This is a genomic window from Mycobacterium ostraviense (assembly GCF_002705925.1).
Lineage (GTDB): Bacteria > Actinomycetota > Actinomycetes > Mycobacteriales > Mycobacteriaceae > Mycobacterium > Mycobacterium ostraviense.
The window spans coordinates 1,515,610-1,539,395 of sequence record NZ_NKRE01000001.1 but is presented as its reverse complement, the minus strand read 5'-3'; the positions used below and the strand labels follow the sequence as shown (position 1 = coordinate 1,539,395).

Annotated in this window: 20 protein-coding genes; 12 read left to right on the top strand and 8 right to left on the bottom strand. The window is 65.9% G+C overall.

Annotated elements, in window-relative coordinates; translation table 11 throughout:
* The first annotated feature begins 84 nt into the window (after positions 1 to 84).
* The gene (locus CDN38_RS06900) at positions 85 to 1,047 is read left to right on the top strand and encodes an alpha/beta fold hydrolase (protein ID WP_075512348.1); all 963 of its coding nucleotides are present in this window, start codon (positions 85 to 87) and stop codon (positions 1,045 to 1,047) included.
* Here CDN38_RS06900 and CDN38_RS06895 read toward each other — a convergent pair.
* The 3 genes from CDN38_RS06895 to CDN38_RS06885 all read right to left on the bottom strand — a co-directional run bounded on the left by CDN38_RS06895 (position 1,042) and on the right by CDN38_RS06885 (position 5,464).
* Positions 1,042 to 2,388 (bottom strand): flavin monoamine oxidase family protein, encoded by a 1,347-nt coding sequence (locus tag CDN38_RS06895; protein WP_075512349.1) that lies wholly within the window; start codon positions 2,386 to 2,388, stop codon positions 1,042 to 1,044. The genes CDN38_RS06900 and CDN38_RS06895 overlap by 6 nt on opposite strands.
* Before the next feature lie 824 nt (positions 2,389 to 3,212).
* On the bottom strand, positions 3,213 to 4,328 hold the full coding sequence (locus tag CDN38_RS06890; RefSeq protein WP_075512350.1) for an Rv3169 family protein: 1,116 nt from the start codon (positions 4,326 to 4,328) through the stop codon (positions 3,213 to 3,215).
* Entirely contained in the window at positions 4,328 to 5,464 is a 1,137-nt protein-coding gene (locus tag CDN38_RS06885; protein ID WP_075512351.1) for a phosphotransferase family protein, read from the bottom strand. Before CDN38_RS06885 ends, CDN38_RS06890 begins: the two co-directional genes overlap by 1 nt.
* A 43-nt stretch (positions 5,465 to 5,507) precedes the next feature.
* Here CDN38_RS06885 and CDN38_RS06880 point away from each other — a divergent pair, with 43 nt between their 5' ends.
* The 11 genes from CDN38_RS06880 to CDN38_RS06830 all read left to right on the top strand — a co-directional run bounded on the left by CDN38_RS06880 (position 5,508) and on the right by CDN38_RS06830 (position 17,609).
* The gene (locus CDN38_RS06880; RefSeq protein WP_075512352.1) at positions 5,508 to 6,110 is read left to right on the top strand and encodes a TetR/AcrR family transcriptional regulator; all 603 of its coding nucleotides are present in this window, start codon (positions 5,508 to 5,510) and stop codon (positions 6,108 to 6,110) included.
* Positions 6,107 to 6,976 carry an SDR family NAD(P)-dependent oxidoreductase gene (locus CDN38_RS06875; RefSeq protein WP_075512353.1) on the top strand — a complete coding sequence of 290 codons (870 nt, stop codon included), beginning with the start codon at positions 6,107 to 6,109 and terminating at the stop codon, positions 6,974 to 6,976. Before CDN38_RS06880 ends, CDN38_RS06875 begins: the two co-directional genes overlap by 4 nt.
* 85 nt (positions 6,977 to 7,061) lie before the next feature.
* The gene (locus tag CDN38_RS06870) at positions 7,062 to 8,021 is read left to right on the top strand and encodes a DUF4129 domain-containing protein (protein ID WP_075512354.1); all 960 of its coding nucleotides are present in this window, start codon (positions 7,062 to 7,064) and stop codon (positions 8,019 to 8,021) included.
* Positions 8,018 to 8,500: a hypothetical protein gene (locus CDN38_RS06865; protein ID WP_075512355.1), complete on the top strand. Its 483-nt coding sequence runs from the start codon at positions 8,018 to 8,020 to the stop codon at positions 8,498 to 8,500. Before CDN38_RS06870 ends, CDN38_RS06865 begins: the two co-directional genes overlap by 4 nt.
* Positions 8,501 to 8,538: 38 nt before the next feature.
* Positions 8,539 to 9,516 carry an AAA family ATPase gene (locus CDN38_RS06860; protein WP_036419692.1) on the top strand — a complete coding sequence of 326 codons (978 nt, stop codon included), beginning with the start codon at positions 8,539 to 8,541 and terminating at the stop codon, positions 9,514 to 9,516.
* Complete coding sequence (locus CDN38_RS06855; RefSeq protein ID WP_075512356.1) at positions 9,500 to 10,777, top strand: DUF58 domain-containing protein; 1,278 nt, start codon at positions 9,500 to 9,502, stop codon at positions 10,775 to 10,777. Before CDN38_RS06860 ends, CDN38_RS06855 begins: the two co-directional genes overlap by 17 nt.
* A 1-nt stretch (position 10,778) precedes the next feature.
* Positions 10,779 to 11,231 (top strand): hypothetical protein, encoded by a 453-nt coding sequence (locus tag CDN38_RS06850; protein WP_075512357.1) that lies wholly within the window; start codon positions 10,779 to 10,781, stop codon positions 11,229 to 11,231.
* Positions 11,232 to 11,416: 185 nt separating this feature from the next.
* Complete coding sequence (locus CDN38_RS06845; protein ID WP_075512358.1) at positions 11,417 to 13,324, top strand: PPE family protein; 1,908 nt, start codon at positions 11,417 to 11,419, stop codon at positions 13,322 to 13,324.
* 348 nt (positions 13,325 to 13,672) lie between these two features.
* Entirely contained in the window at positions 13,673 to 16,918 is a 3,246-nt protein-coding gene (locus CDN38_RS06840; RefSeq protein WP_075512359.1) for a PPE family protein, read from the top strand.
* Positions 16,919 to 16,994: 76 nt separating this feature from the next.
* On the top strand, positions 16,995 to 17,231 hold the full coding sequence (locus CDN38_RS06835; protein ID WP_075512361.1) for a type II toxin-antitoxin system Phd/YefM family antitoxin: 237 nt from the start codon (positions 16,995 to 16,997) through the stop codon (positions 17,229 to 17,231).
* A gap of 96 nt (positions 17,232 to 17,327) precedes the next feature.
* Entirely contained in the window at positions 17,328 to 17,609 is a 282-nt protein-coding gene (locus CDN38_RS06830; protein ID WP_306316086.1) for a type II toxin-antitoxin system VapC family toxin, read from the top strand.
* 31 nt (positions 17,610 to 17,640) lie between these two features.
* Here the strand turns inward: CDN38_RS06830 and nuoN are convergent, their stop codons facing one another.
* Genes nuoN through CDN38_RS06805 form a run of 5 tightly spaced genes read right to left on the bottom strand, consistent with a single transcriptional unit; the run spans position 17,641 to position 23,785 of the window.
* Entirely contained in the window at positions 17,641 to 19,227 is a 1,587-nt protein-coding gene (nuoN, locus tag CDN38_RS06825) for an NADH-quinone oxidoreductase subunit NuoN (RefSeq protein ID WP_075511150.1), read from the bottom strand.
* Complete coding sequence (locus tag CDN38_RS06820) at positions 19,224 to 20,819, bottom strand: NADH-quinone oxidoreductase subunit M (protein ID WP_099319344.1); 1,596 nt, start codon at positions 20,817 to 20,819, stop codon at positions 19,224 to 19,226. The genes nuoN and CDN38_RS06820 overlap by 4 nt, the downstream gene beginning before the upstream one ends.
* The gene (nuoL, locus tag CDN38_RS06815; RefSeq protein WP_075511152.1) at positions 20,816 to 22,702 is read right to left on the bottom strand and encodes an NADH-quinone oxidoreductase subunit L; all 1,887 of its coding nucleotides are present in this window, start codon (positions 22,700 to 22,702) and stop codon (positions 20,816 to 20,818) included. Before nuoL ends, CDN38_RS06820 begins: the two co-directional genes overlap by 4 nt.
* A 10-nt stretch (positions 22,703 to 22,712) precedes the next feature.
* Positions 22,713 to 23,012, bottom strand: a complete 300-nt coding sequence (gene nuoK / locus CDN38_RS06810; RefSeq protein ID WP_007168303.1) for an NADH-quinone oxidoreductase subunit NuoK — start codon at positions 23,010 to 23,012, stop codon at positions 22,713 to 22,715.
* A complete protein-coding gene (locus CDN38_RS06805) occupies positions 23,009 to 23,785 on the bottom strand; it encodes an NADH-quinone oxidoreductase subunit J (RefSeq protein ID WP_099319343.1) in 777 nt (258 codons plus the stop codon). Before CDN38_RS06805 ends, nuoK begins: the two co-directional genes overlap by 4 nt.
* Position 23,786 lies beyond the last annotated feature (1 nt).

Below are 23,786 nucleotides of genomic sequence, written 5' to 3'. Positions count from 1 at the left end.
TGTGACCGGTCCCACATTACCGTCAGGTAAACTCGGCGCCATCCGGAGGGCGGCGACGAAGCCGCGTTCGAAGGGGGAGCGGCGATGAAGTCCACCCGCGGCAATGTGCCGAACGAGTTGCCCGATGCGTTGCCGCCCAGTCGCAGTTTGACCGTTCGCGCGGCCGACGGGACTCCGCTGCACACCCAGGTGTTCGGGCCGCCGGACGGCTATCCGATCGTTTTGACGCATGGCTTCGTCTGCTCCATCCGGGTGTGGGCATATCAGATCGCCGACCTGGCCAACGACTATCGGGTGATCGCTTTCGACCACCGCGGACACGGGCACAGTGGCATTCCTCGTCGCGGCAGCTACACCCTCAAACACCTTGCCTCCGACCTGGATTCGGTGTTGGACGCGACGCTGGCCCCGCACGAGCGGGCGTTGATCGCCGGACATTCGATGGGCGGGATCACCATCTCGGCCTGGTCGGAACGCTATCGCCACAAGGTACCCCGGCGCGCCGACGCGGTCGCCTTGATCAACACGACCACCGGCGACCTGCTCAGCAAGGTGAAGTTGCTGTCGGTGCCACGGGAGTTGTCGGCGGCACGAGTGCTGGCCGGCCGCGGCTTGATCAAGGCGTTCGGGGGATTTCGGATACCCGGCGCGGTCCGGATACCGACCCAGTTCATGGTCGCAATGATGGCCGTCGGGGCAGATGCCCACCCGAGCACTGCTCGGCTGGTCTACGAGCTTTTCGCGCAGACCTCAGCGGCAGGGCGCGGCGGCTGTGCGCGGATGCTCGTGCAGGAACTGGGGCCTCGGCATATCAACCTCGAAGGTTTGACGGTGCCGACCCTGGTGATCGGCAGCAAGCGCGACCGGCTGACGCCGATGAGTCAGTCACGCAAGATCGCCAGTGCCGCACCCAATGTCTTCGACCTCGTCGAGTTGCCCGGCGGCCACTGCTCGATGCTGGAACAGCACCACGAGGTGAACCGCCATTTGCGTAGCCTGGCCGAATCGGTCACGCGGCATTCCGCGGTCCACCGGATCAGCTCATAGCAGTGCGGAGACTTCGGTGGCCGCACGCCGACCGGACCTGACGGCGCCCTCCAAATAACCGGTCCATTCATCCGCGGTTTCCGTGCCGGCCCAGTGGATCGGCCCAACCGGTTCGCGCAGCAACCGCCCGTATTTGGTCCAGGAACCGGGCGGCACCGCCGCGGTGGGACCGCCCGGCGCGAATTGCTCGCTGCCCCAACGGTAATCGGCGTAGTCGAGCGGCTTGAGCGCTTGATCGCCGAACAGCGAGGCGAAGCACCGCAGCGTGTCGCGGCGGCGCTGCTCGGTGGGCAGCGAGTCGAATGTGCGAGCATCGACGAAACCCATGAGGATGCCTGGCCCGTCGTCATGTGGGCTGACATCGAACGTGATGAACACCGGGCCGTTGTCCGACAAGGCCTGGCCGGAGAATCCGTTGGCTCGCCAGAACGGCTTCGAATACGCGGCGTAGGCCTTGCTCAACCGGCCCTGCGGCCAATGCCGGGCCAGTTCCAGGTATTCCGGCGGCAGCGGGGGATTGAACTCGATGGCCGTACGGTGCGCGGGCGGGATCGCCACGATGACGAACCCGGCTTCGGCCTGTCCTTGATCCGACGTGACGGTCACACCGGCGCCGTGCCGGTCGATGCGACGCACCGGGGCGTCCAGCACCACCCGGTTTCCCAGCTCAGCCGCCGCCAGGTCGGCGATCTGCTGGGTGCCGCCCGCGAACCGATCCTGCTGGGCGCCGTTTTCGACGTCGAGGAGCCGGTCCAGGCCACCAGCCGCGCGCACATAGCGCGTGGCGTGCAGCATGGACACGTCTTCGGGTTCGCAACCCCAGGTCACCCGGGCCATGATGGCCATCAGGTCGTGCGACGACGCGGTGGCGCGCACCGCGCGCAACCACTGACGCAGTGACACGCCATCGAGTTCGCGCGCTCGTGGCGCATCCCATGGCGCCGATATCGGCACGCCGCGGGCCAGCCGCTCGAATTGCCAGCGCAACCGTGCGATGTCGAGCAGTCCGGCCAGCGAAAGCCTCGGGATCGTGCCGCTGTACGGGCGTACCGCGCCTCGCCAGTGGATCACGTTCTTGCCGTCGTGGTAGGTCGGGATGGTCGGAACTCGCAGCTCGTCGGCCAGGGCCAGGACCTGGTTTTGAGTAGGTCCGACGAATGTGCCGCCCATATCCGCCGGTAATCCGGCGACGTTGCCGGTGAGGGAGCGGCCGCCGACACGGTCGCGGCCTTCGAAGACCAGCACGTCATGACCCTGACCGGCCAGGTCGCGGGCTGCCACCAGTCCGGCGAAGCCGGCTCCCACTATGACCACGTCGACAATCCAGCGTGGGTTTGTCACGTCCTCCAGTCAACCGCATTTCAGCGGATCCGTCGGAATAATTGTTATCGCCGGCCTGCCCGCGATCATCGAAGCCGGAATCTGGCAACGGACGGTTGAACTTTGGTGACGTACGACCGTCACCTGTTTTCGTGGATCACCTCGTGGACCTTGGCGGATTTCTGCGGATCTCTGCGGGACGACGGCTCTCATTGTCGCGGCTCAGCGGCGTCGTGGGCTGCGGCGCTGACATTTTTATCGATGGGTCGTTGGCCGAGCCGGCCACATGGTTTGCCCAGCTTCACGCGACAACCGAGGCGCCCAATAGATTTGTCGCTTCCAGGCGGTCGTGGGGCTGCGCCCGGGTGTGGGGAGATGGGAAATCGTGGGCTGGTGCGGATGGGTCGGCGGCTGGTGGCGCCGAGTGTGCGCTGGTGGTGCCGAGTGTGCGCTCAGGGCGGGCCGATCATGGATATTCCCGCCCTGCATACACAGTCAAAGCCGTCACTGCACGCTCGATACGGCGGCATGACCGCCGATGGTTCTGAGCGAAGGTGCGGTATCGGCGTACCGGAAAACGTCGAAAACAGAGCCAGGCATCCAAGGCTGCGCAAGAGGACCAAGAGGACATCGTTGGCCAGCAGCATTGGTGGTCACCATGAATTTCCGAGTAAGGCGAGCACGACCAACACCCCGACGCGGGGTGACTCAAGTGACTGATGTGACCCGGCCTGACTGACTACCGTTGCGGCCCCAACGACGTCGGCACCGTCCTTGGGGCAGTTGACCGTAGCTCGGGGCATTGACGTCGAGGTGCGGTGGCCGGCGCCCCGTTCACGGCGCGCTTACGGTGCAACGGTCAGCCAGTCGGCGAATCCCGACGGGTCGTGGCGTCCCAGCGCGCCGTGCTCGTACAGACCCCAGCCCTCCACCGGTTCGGCGTCGCCGTCGCGGCACATCGCGCGGCCGACATGGTCGATGACGCCGAAGCCGGACCGCGCGATGATCGCCGGATCGGTCATGTCGTAGGTCAGCCGCTCGACGAATTTCTCGCCCTTCCACATGCCGTGCAGCCAGTCGGAATCACCGCCGTAGCCGCCGCCGACGTGGATGGGCACCGGCAGCTTGGACTCCACGTCGAAGTGCACCGGGGTGCCGTCGGATGCCGTCGCGTCGATGGTCGCCCCGGTGGGGATCCGGGTGCCGGAGCGGTAGTGGATTGTCACCCGCGGCCAGCCCAGCTGATCGACACGGCCGTCGCGCCACACCCGGGTGCAGTCGTTGAGCGAGCGGAATCCGTTCGGCTCCTCCTGAATGATCAGCACGACCGCGAAATCGTCGAACGCCATCGGCAGGTACAGCCACCACATGCCCTCGAACGGCGGATCGGCGGGCCGGCCGGCCGGCTCCGGCTCACCGATCGGCCGGATGCCCCAGGACCGGTCGCGGCTGCCGATCCAGGCGGCGGAGTCCACCGCGATCTCTTCGCCGTCGATCGCTATCCGGCCGCTCCAGCTGCCCAGCTGGGCGAACCGTTGCGCATTCAGCGTCACCCGGTTGCCGGACCGCAGTATGTGCGGCTGTTCCCGGACGACGTCGAACAACCCCTGCCAGGTGAGATCGGCTGCGATGCCTTCGGTTTCGTCGAGGATCAGGCGCAGCTTGCGCAGCGGCTCGATGACCTCGATGCGATAGCCGTTGACGCGCTGGCGCAGCCGGTTCTGGTCGATAGCGTCGGAAAGATGTAGCGCCGTTTGGGTGTCCCCGCGCCGGATGAGCAGGAATGCGTCCTTTACGCCCAGGTTGGGGTAGTAGCCGATACCGCTGATCACAAAGATGTTTCCGGTGCGGTCGTGGGCGTTGAAGTAGGAGCGGTCATAGAAGTTGCGGTCGGAGGAACCCGGCCAGGCGATCGGCTGGGGAAGTTGGTGTACCGGATATTCGTCGAGCGGCCCAAGCATCAGTCGTCCTCTCCGATCAGTCGCTTCATCAAAACGGCGTGGTAGAACAGCGATTCGACGTCGTCAGGTCGGTCGATCTCGCCGAAGTGAATGCGGCGCGCGCCGGTCCGCATGAACACGCATGCCCACATGACACCCGAATACACGTAAAACCAGTGCAGGTCGCCAAGTTCCGCGCCGGTAAGCCGCTCATAAGTGGCCCGGACGTCGTCTTCGCGCATCACGTCGGGCAGCCCCGGCAGCGTCGCCAGGGCGGCCAGCCCTTGAAAGACCAGGTGCGCATAGATCATCCACGCGACGTCGAGTTCGCGAGGGCCCAGCGTGACCATTTCCCAGTCCAGCACCGCCACCGGCCGAAAGTCGCGGTACATGACGTTGCCCACCCGGGCGTCCCCCCACAGCAGCACCGGTCGGCGCGCGGCCGCTTCGTGCGGCCAGTTGTCGTCGAGCCAGTCGAACGTCCGCTCCAGCAACGGAGATCGGCCGATGTCGGGTACCGCGAAGTCGTACCAGGCGCGGACCCAGTTGAAATGCCGGCGCAGCGCGCTATCACCGGCAAAGTCCTTGGCCAGAAATCCAAATGTGCTCTCGGCGTCGGGAATCGAATGCAGCGTGGCCAGCACCGCGACCGTGGCGTCCTGCAGTTCACGCTGACGTTCGGCCGAGGCATCGGCGAACCAGTTGTTGCCGAAGGTGTAGGGCATGACGTCGGGCGGCACCACGCCGTCGACGTAATCCATGAGGAAGAACGGAGTTCCGAGCACGTCCCCGGTGGGTTCGATCCAGCGCACGTTGGGGACCGGGACATCGGTCAGCTCGCCGACTCGCCGGATCACCTCGAATTGGTGGTCGAGTCGATAGCTGGGGAACACCGGCACATCGGTGGCGGCGGGCGCCACCCGGACCACCAGTTTCTGCTCGATGGGTTGGCCGTCCTGATGCCAGCGCGCGGTGACGATGATGGTTTCCGACGACATGCCGGTGGAGTCCACGCCGCTTTCCACGTTCACCTCGGGTGCGGCGCCGCCGGGCAACACCGTCGACAGCCATCGCGACATCACCGCCGGCAGGGTGGTGACGTCCCGACTCGAGCGCTGCAGGCGGTCGATGTCCCCGATCGCCGGTTCGTTGGCCACAGGTCTTCCTTCCCGCGGTAATTACGATACGGTAGGTAGCGTTATGAAAGCAGACCCGTCCTCCCTTGACAAGGCCCCGGGCGCCGGGCGGCCCCGCGACCCGCGCATCGATTCGGCGATCTTGGCGGCCACCGCGGAACTGCTTGTGCAGATCGGCTATTCGAACCTGAGCCTGGCCGCAGTCGCCGAACGTGCCGGGACCACGAAATCGGCGTTGTACCGGCGCTGGTCGAGTAAGGCCGAGCTGGTCCACGAGGCGGCATTCCCGGCGGCCCCCACGGCATTGGAAGCTCCGGCCGGCGATATCGCCGCCGACATCGCGATGATGCTCGCCGCCACTCGCGACGTGTTCACCACCCCGGTGGTACGGGCCGCGTTGCCCGGTCTGGTGGCCGATATGACCGCCGATGCCGAACTCAACGCCCGGGTGATGTCACGCTTCACCGACCTGTTCGTCGCCGTGCGGGCGCGGTTGCGGGCGGCTGTCGACCGCGGTGAGGCCCATCCCGACGTCGACCCGGACCGGTTGATCGAACTGATCGGGGGAGCCACGATGCTGCGGATGCTGCTGCGCCCGGACGAAAAGCTCGACGACACGTGGGTGGATCAGACCGCCGCGATCCTGGTGCACGGGGTGACCCGGTGACGCGGCGGCTGGCCGGGCGCGGCGCGGTCGTCACCGGCGCCAGCCGCGGATTGGGCCGTGCCATCGCGTTGGCGTTGGCGGCCGAGGGCGCGGCGGTGGCCGTTGCCGGGCGCACCGAGCAGGTGTGGGACGACCGGCTGCCCGGGACCATCGGTGAAACCGTGGCCGATATCGAGGCGGCCGGCGGACGCGCGATCGCGGTGCGGGCCGACCTGACCGAGCGCGACGACGTCGCACGGCTGGTAACCCAAGCGCGAGATGCGTTGGGGCCGATCACGATCCTGGTCAACAATGCGGCGTTCACCGCGCCCGGCCGCCCGCCGGTGCCGGGCGCGCAACCGCACGCCAAGCCCGCCAGGCCGACCGACGGCAAACGCGGCTGGCCCGGATTCCTCAGTATCCCGTTGGCCGCCTATCGCCGGCACTTCGAGATTTCGGTGTTCGCTGCCTACGAGTTGATGCAACTCGCCTGTCCCGACATGATCGCTGCGGGCGGCGGCTGGGTCGTCAACATCACCTCGGTGGCCTCCCGGTTACCCGGCGACGGGCCCTATCCGGATCGCATTGGCGGGGTCCTGCCCGGATACGGCGGAGCCAAGGCGGCGCTCGAGCATCTCACCCAGTGCGCGGCCTTCGATCTGGCCGGCCACAACATCGCGGTCAACGCGCTGGCGCCGTCGAAACCCATCCTCACCCCGGGGTTGGCCTACTACGCCCGGGAATTCGCCGACACCGCCCCGGCGGACGAATTCGCCAGGGCGGCAGTGGAATTGGCACTCGTCGATGCGGCCGTGGTCACCGGGCGCACCGTCGGCCACCGCGAGGTTCTCGACGGCAGCTTCCGGCCGTTCCAGCGGGAGCAGTAACTTCGGCCGCTGGTGGCGACAGGGGTCTTTGACATGCCAGTATGAAGAAATCCCAGGCCGCAGCGGCGGCAGGCAGGTGTGCCAGATGCCCGGTATCGACAAGCCGACAGGACGCGTTGTCGCCCTGATCCTGCTGTTGATCCTGGTCGCCGCGGCCCTGCGTGGCTATCTGCCGGCTGCCGACGGTGGCTCCCACTCGGAGCCGGGTAGCGGCCGGGTGGCGCTGACGTTCGTGATCGTCGCCCTGAGCGCGAGTGTCGCGCTGATGGCGTTCGCGATGATCGCGCGATTGCGTGATCCACGCGCGGAGGCGCCCAGTGCGGGGAACCTGTCCGAGATGCTCGGCGGCGGCAAGGGACGGCCCAGTTGGCGGGTGCTGCTCATCGGGCTGGGCGTGATCGTGGCCTGGCTGCTGGTCGCGACGCTGCTGGCCCGCCTGGTCGTGCCGCAGGAAGTGGCTTCCTCGCTGCCCTCGGCGGATCAGAGCGCGCCACCGCCGGCGCCCCGCCCCGCGGCGCCACCGAGGCAGCACCCGCCGGACAATCCCGGACACACCCTGGAAATCCTGCTCGCGTACACGGTTCCGCTGTTGATCATGATCGTCGCAGGGGCAGCCATCATGGCGCGGCGGCGGTGGCGCGCCGCACCCCCGGCGAGCGTGCCCGCCGACGACGTCGAGTTCCCGGGGCCGGCGCAGGGGCCGGATTTGCTGGTTCGGGCGGCCGAACTGGGATTGGCCGAGATGACCGATCTCGATCGCGAGCCACGGCAGGCGATCATTGCCTGCTACGCGGCCATGGAGCGGGAGCTCGCCAACGTTCCCGGCGCCGTTCCCCAGCACTTCGACACCCCCACCGAGGTGCTGGCCCGCGCCGTCGCGCACGGTGTCCTGCGCGCTGACAACGCCGGACAGCTGGTCAACCTGTTCGCCGAGGCGCGGTTCAGCCCGCACGTGATGAACGAGGGGCACCGCGACCTCGCCGTGCGGGTCCTTCGGCTGGTGCTCGACGAACTGGCGTCCCGCACCCCGCGAGCTGCCCTGTGAAAAAGCTTGTCATCCTGGGTGTTTGCCTCATCGTCGGAATCGAGCTGCTGGGGTTGATCGTGCCGGATCGCCGGTTCATGCTCACAGCCTCGGGTGTGGCGGTGGGCCTGGTGTTGCTCAATGTCCGCCGTGTCCTCGGCCACGGATCATCACCGGCCGCCGAGCCCGAGCACGACGATCTCGGCGACGGATTGCGCCGCTGGCTGTCGAGCACCGAGACCACGATCCGGTGGTCGGAATCCACCCGGGCGGACTGGGACCGGCACTTGCGTCCGATGCTGGCGCGCCGATTTGAAATCGCGACCGGTCAACGGCTGGCCAAAGACCCGGCGGCGTTTCATGCCACGGGCCAGATGCTGTTCGGCGCCGAGTTGTGGGAATGGGTCAACCCGAACAACGTCGCGCCCTCCGGTGCGCATCAGCCCGGTCCCGGCCGCGCGGCGCTCGAAGCGATACTGGAAAAATTCGAGCTGGTATGACGCTGGTAGGACGAATGTGACTCGATCATGACCCGATCATGAATATGCCGGTCGCGACGACGACGGCCCGCTGCGAGGCGGTGCTCGATGAAATCGAACGCGTCGTGGTGGGCAAGCGCGCCGCGCTCACGCTGATCCTCACCGCCGTCCTGGCCCGCGGCCACGTGCTCATCGAGGACCTGCCCGGGCTGGGCAAGACGCTGATCGCACGGTCCTTCGCCGCCGCGCTGGGACTGGAATTCAAGCGAGTGCAGTTCACCCCCGATCTGCTGCCGGCCGACCTGCTCGGCTCGACAATCTACGACATGCAGTCGGGACGCTTCGAGTTTCGCCCCGGTCCGATTTTCACCAACCTGCTGATGGCCGACGAGATCAATCGCACGCCGCCGAAAACCCAGGCGGCGTTGCTCGAGGCGATGGCCGAGGGCCAGGTCAGCATCGACGGCAAGACGCACAAGCTGCCCACGCCGTTCATCGTGCTGGCCACCGACAACCCGATCGAGTACGAGGGCACCTACCCGCTGCCCGAGGCGCAGCTGGATCGCTTCGCGATTCGGCTGGAGCTGCGCTACCTCTCCGAGCAGGACGAGACCGCGATGCTGCGCCGCCGCTTGGACCGGGGATCGGCCGAACCGACGGTGAGCCAGGTCGTCGACCTGCACGACCTGCTGGCGATGCGGGAATCGGTCGAGCAGGTGACCGTCCACCAGGACGTCTTGCACTACGTGGTGTCGCTGGCCACCGCGACGCGGCATCATCCCCAGGTCGCCGTCGGCGCCAGTCCGCGAGCCGAACTCGACCTGGTGCAACTCGCGCGTGCCCGCGCGCTGCTGCTCGGACGCGACTATGTGATCCCCGAAGACGTCAAGGCGCTGGCGACCGCGTCGATCGCGCACCGGATCACGTTGCGTCCGGAGATGTGGGTGCGAAAGGTACAGGGCGCCGACGTCGTAGGAGAACTGTTGCGGCGCTTGCCTGTTCCGCGAACCAGTGGAACGAATGATCCAGACGCGTGAAGTCGAGTTGCGCTGGCGCGCCTCACCGTTGACGCTGGCGATCGCTACCGGTGCGGCAGCGGCGCTGGCGGCTGCCGTCATCGGCGGTCGCTGGCAGCTAATCGCGTTCGCGGCGCCGCTGCTCGGCGTGCTGTGCTCGATCTACTGGCAGCGACCGGTCCCGGCCGTCCAGGTGCACGGCGAGCCGGATTCGCAGCGCTGCTTCGAGAATGAGCAGGCGCACGTCAAGGTCTGGGCCACAACGGATTCCACCGCTCCATCGGGTTCGGAGCCGGTTGAAGTCACGGTCTGGGCGCCTACCGGTATGCAGCTCGATGTTCTCCAATCGGATTGCCGCCCAGCCAGAATTGTTGCCGCGTCGGCGCCGCGATGGGGGCGCTATCCCATCCGGGCCCGGGTCGACGTGGTCGCGCGCGGCGGTTTGCTGACCGGGACGGGAACCGTCGACGCAGCCGAAGTCGTGGTCTTTCCGCTGACACCGCCGCAGCCCACGGCGATTCCGCAGACCGAGTTGCTCGACCGCCTGGGTGCCCACCTCACCCGGCACATCGGCCCGGGCGTGGAATACGCGGACATTCGCCCCTACGTGCCGGGCGACCAGCTGCGCGCCGTCAACTGGCCGGTCAGCGCGCGGCGCGGCCGATTGCACGTGACGCAGCGGTTGACCGACCGCGCCGCCGACGTGATCGTGCTCATCGACACCTATCGGCAGCCGCCGGGCCCGGCGACCGTGGCCACCGAGCGCATCGCGCGTGGCGCTGCGCAGGTGGTACAGACCGCGCTGCGCAACGGTGACCGCGCCGGGATCGTCGCGCTCGGCGGCAACCGCCCCCGGTGGCTGGGCGCCGACATCGGCCAGCGCCAGTTCTATCGAGTGCTCGATACCGTGTTGGGCACCGGCGACGGGTTCGAAAGGACTACCGGGACACTGGCGCCGCGTGCAGCCGTCCCGGCCGGGGCGATCGTCATCGCGTTCTCCACCTTGCTCGACACCGAATTCGCGCTGGCACTCATCGACTTGCGTAAACGCGGCCATGTGGTGGTTGCCGTCGACGTTCTCGACGGCTCTCCGTTCGAGGGTGAGCAGGACCCGCTGGTGGTACGGCTGTGGGCGCTGCAGCGCTCCGCGATGTACCGCGACATGGCCACCGTCGGTGTCGACGTGCTGTCCTGGCAGGGGGATCGTCCGTTGGAGCAGTCGATGAGCACCTTGCCGGATCGCCGTCGTCGGGGGCGCGGACAGCTGGCGGGACGGCGCTGACATGGGCGTTTCTGCCGGTCAGGTCGGCCAGGTCAGCCGCGTCGGGTCCTCGTTGTTCGGTCTGCTGATGGTGGGCGCCGCCGTCGTCGGGTCGCACGGGCCGGCCGTTGCCGCCGGGGCTGCGGGCGCTCTTGCCGTGGCAGCGGGCATCGCGTTTCGGCCCGCGGCAACGATTGCGGTGCTGCTGTCGGTGGCGGTGCTGGTGATGTCGGACCCTTCGCAGGGGCTTGCCGCGCTGTCGGGGCTGTGCGCAGCCGCCTACCTGGTGTTTCGGCACGCGGTCGGCACGGGCCTTGTGATGGGCAGTTTGCCGACGATCGTGTCCGCCGCCGGATTCGCGTTTGCCGGATTGGTCGCGACGTCCTTCCCGCTGCAGGTGCCGTGGTTGCCATTGGTGGCACCGGTGGCCGTGGTGGCGATCTACGTGTTGGTCACCCGCCCGTTCATGGGCTGAAGTGGGCCTGGTCGAGGTAGCTGTGCGAATGTCAACGAATTTGACGGAACTCCCACATTGATGCCGCGATTTTCCTAAAGTTTGCAATACCGGTGTAATGCCGTGCACGGTCGCCCGAAGCTCAGGGGTCTGTTGCGTGGCCCGGGGAGGAATGCGGTGTGACGACCGGACGAAAGGACTAGCTGATGAACTTCTTTGTCTTGCCCCCAGAGATCAATTCGCTGCGCATGTTCACCGGCGCGGGGTCTGCACCGATGCTGCAGGCGGCGACGGCCTGGGACGGGTTGGCTGAGGAGTTGGGCACGGCGGCGCAGTCATTCACGTCGGTGACCTCGGGGCTGACTGGCCAGGCGTGGCAGGGTGCCGCCGCAGCGGCCATGGCCGCCGCGGCGGCACCATACGCGGGATTCTTGGAGGCGGCCGCAGCACGGGCGGTGGGAGCATCGGCGTCTGCTAAGGCGGTGGCGAGTGCGTTCGAGGCAGCGCGGTCGGCCATGGTTCATCCGCTCGAGGTGGCCGCGAACCGGAACGCTTTCGTGAAGCTGGTCCTGTCCAATGTGTTTGGTCAGAACGCGCCGTTGATCGCCGCCGCTGAGGGCATCTACGAGGAGATGTGGGCCGCGGATGTGTCCGCGATGGTCGGGTATCACGGTGGGGCGGCGACGGCAGCATCGGCGTTGCAGTCGTGGCAACAGGCGTTGTCCGGGTTGCCGGGCCTGGGTCAGGCGGCGGCGTCGGCCGTCGGTGCGGCGGCCGCGTCACCGGCCGCGGCACCGTTTGGGATTGTGTTGTCCAACACGGGTCTGGGAAACATCGGCGACTGGAACGTCGGTGGCGGCAACCGGGGCTCGTTCAACCTGGGCAACGGGAACTTCGGCAGCCTGAACACAGGCGGCGGAAACATCGGCAACCTCAACTCGGGTAGCGGCAACTTCGGTTTCGCCAACCTGGGCAGCGGAAACGTGGGCAACACCAACTTCGGCTGGGGCAACCGGGGCAACCTCAACTTCGGCAGCGGAAACTTCTTCGGTAACGGGAACTTCGGCTTCGGGAATCTCTTCGGTGACGGCAACCTGGGCAGCGGCAACACGTTTAACCCGTTCGATTTCAGTAAGGGAAACAACTTCGGGGATGCGAACCGCGGTGCCTTCAACATCGGCAGCGCCAACATCGGTTCGTCCAATATCGGCTTCGCGAACATCGGCGACAACAACTTCGGTTTCGGCAACTCGGGCAACAACAACATCGGCTTCGGCCTCACCGGCGACAACCAGGTCGGCTTCGGTGCGTTCAACACCGGCACCAACAACATGGGCTTCGGCAACTCGGGCAACAACAACATCGGCTTCTTCAACTCCGGTGACGGTAACTTCGGCTTCTTCAACTCGGGGACCGGCAACTTCGGCTTCGCCAACTCGGGCGATATCAACTCGGGCTTCTGGAACGCCGGCAGCACCAACACCGGCTTCGGCAACGGGGGCGACCGGAACTTCGGGATCGCCAACGGCGGCTTCAACAACATGGGCTTCGGCAACGCGGGCGATTCCAACCTGGGTCTTGGTAACGCGGGCCAGGACAACACCGGCGGGTTCAATGCCGGCGGCTCAGCGTTCCCAGGTCAAGGCCTGAACACCGGCTTCTTCAACTCGGGCAGCCTGAACACCGGCTTCGGCAACGCGGGTGATGTCAACACCGGCCTCTTCAACTCGGGCAGCCTGAACACCAGCGTCGGTAGCGCGCTTACCCCCGCCGGTGCGACGTGGTCGGGCTTCGGTAACACCGGTAGCAATGTCTCCGGTTTCTTCAACAGCGGCAATGACAGCTCCGGTTTCCAGAACAGCGGTGACACCAGCTCGGGCTTCCAGAACACCGGCGACGGCCAGACCGGATTGTTCAACTCGGGCAATAACAACACCGGGATCGCCAACTCGGGCAGCTTCGTTTTCGGCGTCGGGAACACGGCCATGTTTGGCCTCAGCTCGGGCCTCTATCACTCGGGCGTTGGCAGCTCTGGTATCGGGAACTCCGGTGACGGTAGCGCGGGCCTGTTCAACCAGGGTGACAACCAGGCGGGTATTTTCGGTCAGCCCTAACGGAACAGGTATCCGGTTCGTCGGCTGCTCGGCTAAAGATGCCGTGGTGCTGCGCCCAAACAGCGAACCCGCTGTAGCGCAACGCAACAAGCGTTTCTGCGGCCGGCGCACATTCGGCTCTCTTGGTGCCGTGCGCACCCAAGGCACCGGCTCGCCGTGGGCTATCCAGCGCGGTGGCAGAGACCAAGTACCGCGACGTCCACATGTCCGCGACGGCACCGCATTAGCCTCTGAACTTTCGGCCTCATGACTAGGGTAGGAAGGCCCTGTTGAACCCAAACACGTTCGCGCGATGCTCGGTTTTCGCCGATCGGCCGGTCACGACCGGGCTTCGAAGGGACGGATGCGATGAACTTTACAGTGTTGCCTCCGGAGATCAATTCGCTGCGAATGTTTTCCGGTGCCGGTTCGGCACCGATGTTGCAAGCCGCGACGGCCTGGGACGGGTTGTCTGCTGAGTTGGGGTCTGCCGCGTCGTCGTTTTCGTCGGTGACGTTCGGGCTGGCGGGTCAGGCGTGGCAGGGTCCGGCGGCGCAGGCGATGGCCGCGGCGGCGGCTCCGTATGCGGGGTGGCTGACCGCGGCGGCTGAGCGTGCCGCGGGGGCGGCTGCCCAAGCCAACGCGGTGGCCAGTGTGTTCGAGGCCGCGCGGACCGCGATGGTTCGGCCGGTGGTGGTGGCTGCCAACCGCAATCAGTTCGTGCAGTTGGTGCTGTCGAATCTGTTCGGGCAGAACGCGCCGGCGATTGCGGCTGCCGAGGCTCAGTACGAGGGAATGTGGGCCTCAGCGGTGGCCACCATGGCCGGCTATCACAGCGGGGTGTCGGTGATCGCCGGGCAGTTGGCGCCCTTGCAGGGCGCGCTGCAAGGTTTGGCGGGCCAACTGGCCGGCGCGGTGTCGGCCAGCCCGGTTGGGGCGGCCGCCGCCGCGGTCGGCTCGGCGGTAGCCGCCAGCCCGGCGGGGGTCGCCGCGGCGTCGATTCTGCCGGCGATCAATACCGGCTTCGGCAACACCGGTGCGTGGAACCTGGGCATCGGAAACATCGGCAATGTCAACCTGGGCAGCGGCAACCACGGTGACCTCAACTTCGGCAGCGGAAATTACGGCAACGCCAACCTCGGCAGCGGAAACGTTGCCAACGGAAACCTGGGCAGCGGAAACAGAGGTTTCTTCAACCTGGGCAACGGAAACTTCGGCAGCCTCAACCTCGGCAACGGCAATCGCGGCGATCTCAACTTCGGCAGCGGTAACACCGGACCCGTCGACGGCAACAGAAACATCGGCTTCGGAAATTGGGGCAGTGCAAACTTCGGCGGCGGAAACCACTCCAGCGACAACTTCGGCAGCGGAAACTTCGGCCCCTTGAACGTGGGCTCCGGGAACCACGGCGCCAACAACATCGGCTTCGGCAACTTCGGTAGCAAGAACCTCGGCTTCGGGAACCATGGCAACAACAACATCGGCTTCGGGCTCACCGGCGACAACCAGATCGGCATCGGCGGGCTGAACTCGGGCATCAACAACGTCGGCTTCGGGAACTCCGGTAACAACAACATCGGGTTCTTCAACTCCGGCGACAACAACGTAGGCTTCTTCAACTCGGGCAGCGGTAATTTCGGCTTCGCAAACTCTGGCAACATCAACACGGGCTTCTGGAACTCGGGCAACTGGAACACCGGCGCCGGGAACGGGGGCAACCTCGATTTCGGCTTCGGCAACGCGGGTTTCAAGAACATGGGCGTCGGCAACGCGGGCTCGGACAACATGGGCTTCTTCAACTCGGGTGATTTCAACACCGGCGATTTCAACTCCGGCGGCGGCGCATTCCCCGCACCGGGCGGAAACACCGGCTCCTTCAACTCGAGCCCGAACAACACTGGCTTCTTCAACTCGGGCGCCACCAACACGGGCCTGTTCAACGCCGGCAGCGTCAACACGGGCCTGGGCAGCTCAATCGACCAGCCGGGTTCGGTCTCGGGCTTCGGGAACACGGGCACCGATGTCTCGGGGTTCAATAACACCGGCCCCGCCACCTCCGGCTTGCAGAACACGAACACGGGCCTCGGCTTGAACTCGGGGATCGGCAACTCGGGCGACGGCGATGCGGGCTGGTTCAACTCGGGCACGCTCAACTCGGGCTTGTTCAACAAGGGCACCAACGACTTTGGCCTGGCCCACTCCGGTGAGCTGGTCTCGGGAATCGCCAACGCGGGCATGTTCAGCTCGGGGTTCTTCAACACCGGCGACAACCAGTCGGGCTTCTTGCACGGGATCTTGCCGACGGTTGCGATTCCCGCTTTGCCTCACCTGTCCGTGCCGGCGATCAGCATTCCGGGCATCAACACCGGCTTCGGGAACACCGGCGCCTGGAACCTTGGCATGGGCAACATCGGCGACTTCAACCCGGGCAGCGGAAACACCGGCGACTTCAATTTCGGCAGCGGGAATACCGGTGACTTCAACTTCGGTAGCGGAAACTTCGGCAACGCCAACCTGGGCAGCGGAAACCGCGGCTTCTTCAACCTGGGTAGCGGCAACCTGGGCACCGCCAACTTCGGCAACGGCAACTTCGGCGATCTCAACCTCGGCTTCGGAAACCTCAACAGCGCTAACGTCGGCTTCGGGAATTTCGGCAACGGCAATATGGGCAGCGGAAACCGGGGCAGCTACAACTTCGGCGGGGGGAACTTCGGTAGCTCCAACGTGGGCAGTGGAAACCATGGCTCGCACAACCTGGGTTTCGGCAACCTGGGCAACAACAATTTCGGTTTCGGCAACCACGGCAACAACAACATCGGGTTCGGGCTCACCGGCGACAACATGGTCGGCATCGGCGGGTTGAACGCGGGCACCAACAACATCGGCTTCGGAAACTCGGGCAACAACAACATCGGGTTCTTCAACTCCGGAGACAACAACGTCGGCTTCTTCAATTCGGGCAACGCTAACTACGGTTTCGCGAACTCCGGCAGCGTCGACACCGGTTTCTGGAACGCCGGCAGCAGGGACACGGGCTTCGGAAACGGGAGCGACAGCAACTTCGGAATTGGGAATGCCGGACGCTTCAACGTGGGGGTCGGCAACTCGGGCCTTGACAACATGGGCTTCGGAAACTCGGGCACGCGAAGCACCGGCAGCTTCAACAGCTTTGCCGGGGACGGCGTCAATACCGGCTGGTTCAACTCGGGCAACGAGAACACAGGGTGGTTCAACTCGGGAGACCTCAACACCGGGCTGTTCAATGCGGGCAGCGTAAACACGGGCTTCGGCAGCTCGATCGACCAGCCCGGTTCGGTGTCGGGCTTCGGCAACACGGGTACCAACATGTCGGGCTTCTACAACTCGGGCACCGATACCTCCGGCTTCCAGAACACGACCGGGGGCGCCTACGTGTCGGGCGTCCAAAACTCGGGCGGGGGCGGGCTGGCGGGCTTCTTCAACACGGGCATCGCCAACACGGGCATCGCCAACTCCGGCAGTGACAATGCCGGCGTCGGCAACTCGGGTAACGACAACTCGGGCGTCCAGAACTCGGGCACGCTGAGCTCCGGCGGCTTCAACACCGGTGACAGTCAGTCGGGGTTCTTCCACTAGACGCCACGCCGGGCGCTGTCAGCTACCCGATCTAGCGTAGCCAGCCAGAAAGCCCTACATCGTTAGTATGGCTGACATGCAGACAGTGACGAGCACCGAAGCAAAGAATCGGCTCAATGCCCTATTAGCCGAAGTTGAGCGCACCGGCGCCTCGATCACCATCACCAATTACGGTCGACCTGTCGCCATGCTTGTCCCTATCCAGCCCGTGCCGCGGCGGTTCGGTCAGTTTCCGAATCTGGTGGTACCCGAGGACTTTGACGATCCGCTACCTGAGTCGGAGCTTGCCGCTTGGGAAGACAACGCGTCATGAACGTATTGCTTGACACTCACACGTTCCTTTGGCTGGCCAGCGAGGCTAGACGCCGACGCGCTGAGTGTTTTGTCGCGCTCGGACACCAACCTGTGGGTGACCGCCGGTTCGGCGTGGGAGATCGGCATCAAGACACGCCTTGGTCGACTCGACGGTGACGCACTGCTATCGACCTGGAGTGAGGTCATTGCGGACATGAGTGCTTCTGAGCTGGCCATTGATTCACAAGATGGCATCTTGGCGGCGCGACTGCCCTGGGAGCACAGGGATCCCTTCGACCGCGTCGTCGTCGCACAAGCACTGAGGCGCAACCTCACGATCGCAACCCGCGACGTCCGGATCCTGCAGGCTGCCCTCACTCCGACCATGAAGGTCTGAAGTCGATTCAGAAACAGTCCCGCCGGCTACCTCAGCGCAGCAATTGCGCGGCGTGATCGGCCAGGTCGAGCACCGGCTGCGGGATGATCCCCAAAACCACAGTGACCACGGCGCATACCGCGATAGCGGCCTTGCTCAGCACTCCGGGCGCCACCACCTGCGGTGTGTCGTCGGATCCCTCGGTGAAGAACATCAACACGATGACGCGCACGTAAAAGTAGGCGGCCACCCCGCTGGCGATCACACCGATGATCACCAATGGCACCGCCCCACCCTGGGCCGCGGCCCGGAACACCGCGAACTTACTGACGAACCCACTGGTCAGCGGGATGCCGGCGAACGCCAGCAAAAACATCGAAAGCATCACGCCCACAATGGGTGAACGCTGCCCCAGCCCGGCCCAGTGCGACAGGTCGGCGTCCTCGACTCCCTTGGCATTGCGGATCAGGCCCACGATGGCGAACGCGCCCACCGTGGAAAAGCTGTAGGCGACCAGATAGAACAACGTCGCCGACAGACCCGCTTGGTTGTCGGCGATGACACCGGTGAGGATGAACCCGACATGTGCGACCGACGAATAGGCCAGCATCCGTTTGACGTCGGTCTGGTTCACCGCGGTGACGGTGCCTACCGCCATGGTCAGGATCGAAATCGCCCACAGCACCGGCCGCCACTGGTCGTGCAGCGGCGGCAGCGCGACATAGACCACGCGCAGCAGCGCACCGAACGCCGCCACCTTGGTGGCGGCGGCCATGAATCCGGTGATCGGGGTGGGCGCGCCCTGGTACACATCGGGAATCCAGGAGTGGAAGGGGACGGCGCCGACCTTGAACAGCAGGCCGACCGACAGCAACCCGACGCCGACCAAGGCCATCGACGTATCGCTTTGTGCTGCCAGCGAATCCCGGATACCGGACAGGGTCAGGGTGCCGGTCGCGCCGTAGAGCAGCGCCACGCCGTAGAGGAAGAACGCCGACGAGAAGGCGCCCAGCAGAAAGTACTTCAACGCCGCTTCCTGCGACAGCAGGCGGCGGTGACGACCGAGCCCGCACATCAAGTAGAGCGGCAGCGACAACACTTCCAGCGCGACGAACATCGTCAACAGGTCGTTGGACGCGGGAAAGACCATCATGCCGCCGACCGACAGGGTCAGCAGCGGGAAGATCTCGGTTTGGGCGGCCCCAGCCCGCTCGGCCTCCCGTTCGGCGTCGCTGCCGGGCACCGCGGAAGCCTGCGGCGTAAAGGAATCCAGCCCGCCGGTGCCCGCCGCGACCGCCACCCTGTTCGGTGCGGCAACCCGGTGCGCGCTGCGTTCGGCGATGAAGATGACCGCCATCACCGCGACCAGCAGCACGGTGCCCTGCAGAAACAGCGTCGGTCGATCCACCGCCACCGAACCGAGCACCGCGGGTCGACCGGACGCCGGAATCGACCTGGCCACCATGATGACCGTCACGAATGCGGCGATCAATCCGCCGACGGTGAGCGTCACCTGGGCGCCGTATCGCATGCGGCGAGGCAGGAACGCTTCGGCCAGCACTCCGACGACGGCGACGCCGAAGACGATCAGCATCGGGCAGAGCAGGAAGTACTCAATACTGGGGCTGGGCAAGGTCATTGGTGCGGTCCTTCGGCTGTCCGCGGGGCGCCGGCGCCCGAAACCGGATGTGTGACATGAGGCGCGGGATCATGCTGGCCGATAGTGGTCATGGTGTTCTCGACCGCGGGGTTGATGAGGTCGAGCATCGGTTTGGGGTAGACCCCGAGCACGAGCAGCAACGCGATCAGCGGTGCCACCACAGTCATTTCGCGGCCCACCAGATCACCGATCCGTTCGTTGCCCTTGGCCACCGGCCCGGTCATCACCCGCTGGTAAAGCCACAGCATGTAGATGGCCGACAGGACCAGGGCCGTGACACCGAACGCCGCGGCCAGCCAGTAGCGGTTGTAAGTGCCCAGCAGCACCAGGAATTCGCTGACGAACGGGGCCAGGCCGGGCAGCGACAAGGTGGCCATGGCCGAAACCATGAAGGTGCCGGCCAGGATCGGGGCCACCTTCTGCACACCGCCGTAGTCGGCGATCGACCGGCTGCCGTGGCGGGAAATGAGGAAGCCGGCGATCAGGAACACCGCCGCCGTGGACAGGCCGTGGTTGAGCATGTACAGCGTCGAGCCGCTCTGGCCCTGGGTGGTCATCGCGAAAATGCCCGCGATGATGAACCCGAAGTGCGAGATCGAGGTGTAGGCGATCAGCCGCATGATGTCGGTCTGACCGATCGCCACCACCGCGCCGTAGACCACGCCGATGATGGCCAGCGTCACGATCAGCGGACGGAAATAGGTTGAGGCATCGGGAAAGAGCTGCAGGCAGTAACGCAGCATGCCGAAGGTGCCGACCTTGTCCATCACCGCCATCATCAGCACCGCGGTCGCGGGAGTGGACTCGACCGCGGCGTCGGGCAGCCAGCGGTGGAAGGGCCACAGCGGGGCCTTGACGGCGAACGCGAACATGAAACCCAGGAACAGCGCCTTGAACACCGCCGGGTCCACGCCGTAGCGGCCCGAGGCGACACCGGACACGATCTCGCGGAAGTCGAAGGTGCCCGGACCGTGTTGCGCGGTCACCACGTATAGCCCGATCACCGCCGCCAGCATGATCAGCCCGCCGAACAGGTTGTACAGCAAGAACTTCACCGCGGCGCGGGAGCGCCCCGGACCCTGTCCGAAGCCGCCGATGAGGAAGTACATCGGGATCAGCATGGCTTCGAAGAACACGTAGAACAGCAGCACGTCGAGTGCAACGAGCGAGATCAGCACCATCGACTCGATGGCCAGCGTCAAGGCGACATACGCGTGCACCCCGCGGGTGCGTTCCCCTCCATCGTTCCAGCCGGCCACCAGCAGCAGCGGAATCAGCACCGTGGTCAGCAGCACCAGCACCACCGCGATGCCGTCCACCCCGAGGGTATAGCCGGCACCGAAAGCCGGTATCCAGGAATGCTTTTCGACGAACTGGTATGGCTCTGTGCCAGTTTGGGAGCCGGGCCTGAAGCCGGTCGCGATCACGACCGAGACCGCCAGCGTCGCGACGCTGACGATCAGCCCCGTCCACTTGGCCAGTTGGCGCAGTCCGGGGGGCAGCAGGATGATCAGCACCGAACCGGCCAGCGGCACCAGCCACAGCGTGCTCAGCCAGGCAAAGTTGCTCACCACAGGTTCACCGCCAGGAGTACCGCGGCCACCAGGACCGCGCCGGCCAGCATCGACAGCGCGTAGTTGCGGGCGAAGCCGGTTTGCATGCGCCGCAACCGGTTCGACGTCCGGCTCACCAGCGCGGCCAGCGCGTTGACCGACCCGTCCACCCCCGAATTGTCGACTTCGACCAGCGTGTCGGTCAGTCGGGCGCTGGGACGCATGAACACCTCCTCGTTGAAGGCGTCGCCGTAGAGGTCGGCGCGCGCGGCCGTCGTCAGCACCGACACCTGGGTGGGGGCCACCCGCGGGATCGGTGCGGTGGCATACATCCGGTAGGCCACCGCGATTCCGGCGGCGACGACGGCGAGCGTCACCGTGGTGCTGACCCAGGCCGGGATGGCGTGGGTGGCTTCTTCGGGTACGCCGACGACGGGCTCGAGCCAGTTGCGCAGGGTGCCGCCCACCGCGAACAGTCCCCCGGAGAACACCGAGCCGACGGCCAGCAGGATCATCGGCCAGGTCATCAGCCCCGGCGCCTCGTGCGGATGCGACCCTGGCGCCCAACGCTTTTTGCCGAAGAAGGTCATCAGCATCACCCGCGTCATGTAGAACGCGGTGACGCCGGCACCGACCAGCGCCGCGCCGCCCAACACATAGCCCCGGGCTCCGCCGACATTCAGCGCCGCTTCGATGATCGCGTCCTTGGAGAAAAAGCCCGCGAACGGCGGCACGCCGATGATCGCCAGGTAGGCCAGTCCGAAGGTGACGAACGTGATCGGCAGCGTCGCCCGCAGTCCGCCGTAGCGGCGCATGTCCTGCTCTTCGTTCATCGCGTGGATCACCGCGCCGGACCCGAGGAACAGGCCGGCCTTGAAGAAGCCGTGGGTGAGCAGGTGCATGATCGCGAAGGCATAGCCTGCCGGGCCCAGACCGGCGGCCAGCACCATGTACCCGATCTGGCTCATCGTCGATGCGGCCAGTGCACGTTTGATGTCGTCCTTGGCGCAGCCGATGAACGCGCCGAACAGCAAGGTGACGGCGCCGACGACGACCACTGCCAGCTGAGCCTCCGGCGACAGGTTGTACAGCGGGTTGGACCGCACGATCAGATACACGCCGGCGGTCACCATGGTGGCCGCGTGGATCAGCGCGGACACCGGGGTGGGGCCCTCCATCGCGTCGCCCAGCCAGGCCTGCAGCGGAACCTGGGCGGATTTGGCGCACGCGCCCAACAGCAGCAGCAACCCGATCGCGGTCAGCGCACCGCGACCCGCGGCGGGCGCACCGGCGAACACTCCGGCGTAGGACAGCGTCCCGAACGTGGCGAACATGACGAACATGCCCAGCGCCAGTCCGGCGTCACCGACCCGGTTCATCACGAACGCCTTCTTGGCCGCCGTGGCCGCCGACGGTTTGTGGTACCAGAAACCGATCAGCAGGTAGGAAGCCAGGCCCACGCCTTCCCAGCCGACATAGAGCAGCGCATAGTTGTCGGCGACCACCAGCAGCAGCATCGAGGCCAGAAACAGGTTGAGGTAGCCGAAAAATCGGCGGCGGTCCGGGTCATCGGCCATGTAGGCGACCGAGTAGATGTGGATCAGCGATCCGACGCCGGTGATCAGCAGCACGAAGCACATCGACAACTGGTCGAGCTGCAGCCCGAAGTCGACCTGGAGGCCGCCCACCGGGATCCAGGTGTACACCGTCTGGCGAATAACGCGGTCGCCCTCGCCGCGGCTGAGCATGTCGGCAAGCAACGTCGCGCCCACACCGAACGACGCGACGGCCGCCGCACAGCCCAGCCAATGACCCCACGCGTCGGTTCGTCTGCCGCCGAACAGCAAGATCGCGGCACCCGCCAGCGGCAGGGCCACCAGGAGCCAGGTGTAATGAATCATCTTGGCGTTCTCAGCCTTTGAGTAGGTTCGCGTCGTCGACCGACGCCGATTTGCGGGCCCGGAAAATTGTCATGATGATGGCCAGGCCGACGACGACTTCACAGGCGGCCACTACCATGGTGAAGAACGCGATCATCTGTCCGTCGAGATGGCCGTGCATCCGCGCGAACGTGACGAACGCCAGATTGACCGCGTTGAGCATCAGCTCGACGCACATGAACATGACAATCGCGTTGCGTCGCAGCAGCACACCGGAGGCGCCGATGGTGAACAGCAGCGCCGAAAGGTAAAGGTAATTGGCCGGGTTCACGACGTACCTCCTTTGACCGTGTCGGCGGAGGGGGTCGCGGTGCCGTCCGCGCCGCGGCCGCGCAATATCGGGGAGACCGACAGCTCCGAGTACGTGCCGTCGGGCAGCAGCGCTGCCGCATCGACCGCGTTGCGGCGGGCGTAGACGCCCGGGTTGGGCAGCGGGGTGGGGTGCCCGCCGGGCCGGAAGCGCTCCTGCGAGAGTTCTCGCTGGGTCTTGCGACGTTCGAAGCGCTCTCGGTGGGCGAGCACCATCGCCCCGATGGCGGCGGTGATCAACAGCGCGCTGGTCAGCTCGAAAGCCCAGAGGTAGCGAAAGAAGATCAGCGCCGCCAAGCCTTCGACGTTGCCGTTGGCGTTGGCGGCGGTCAGTCCGGCGAAGCCGCCGGCCGCCACGTTGCCGATGCCGCCGACCAGCAGGATGCCGAACCCGATCCCGGTGGCCACCGCGGCGACCCGCTGTCCGCGCAGGGTCTCCTTCAGCGATTCCGCGGAGTCCACGCCGATCAGCATCAGCACGAACAAGAACAGCATCATCACCGCGCCGGTGTAGACCACGACTTGAACGACGCCCAGAAACAGCGCGTCCTGGACCATGTAGAACACCGCCAGGATGATCATCGTCATCGCCAAGAACATCGCCGAGTACACCGCGTTGGCGGCCAGCACCACCCCGAGCGCGCCGATCAGCGCCAGCGCGCCCAGGATCCAGAACGTCACCGCTTCACCGGTGGAGGTCCGAACGATGGTGTCCTGCGCCAAATTAGCGGCCAGT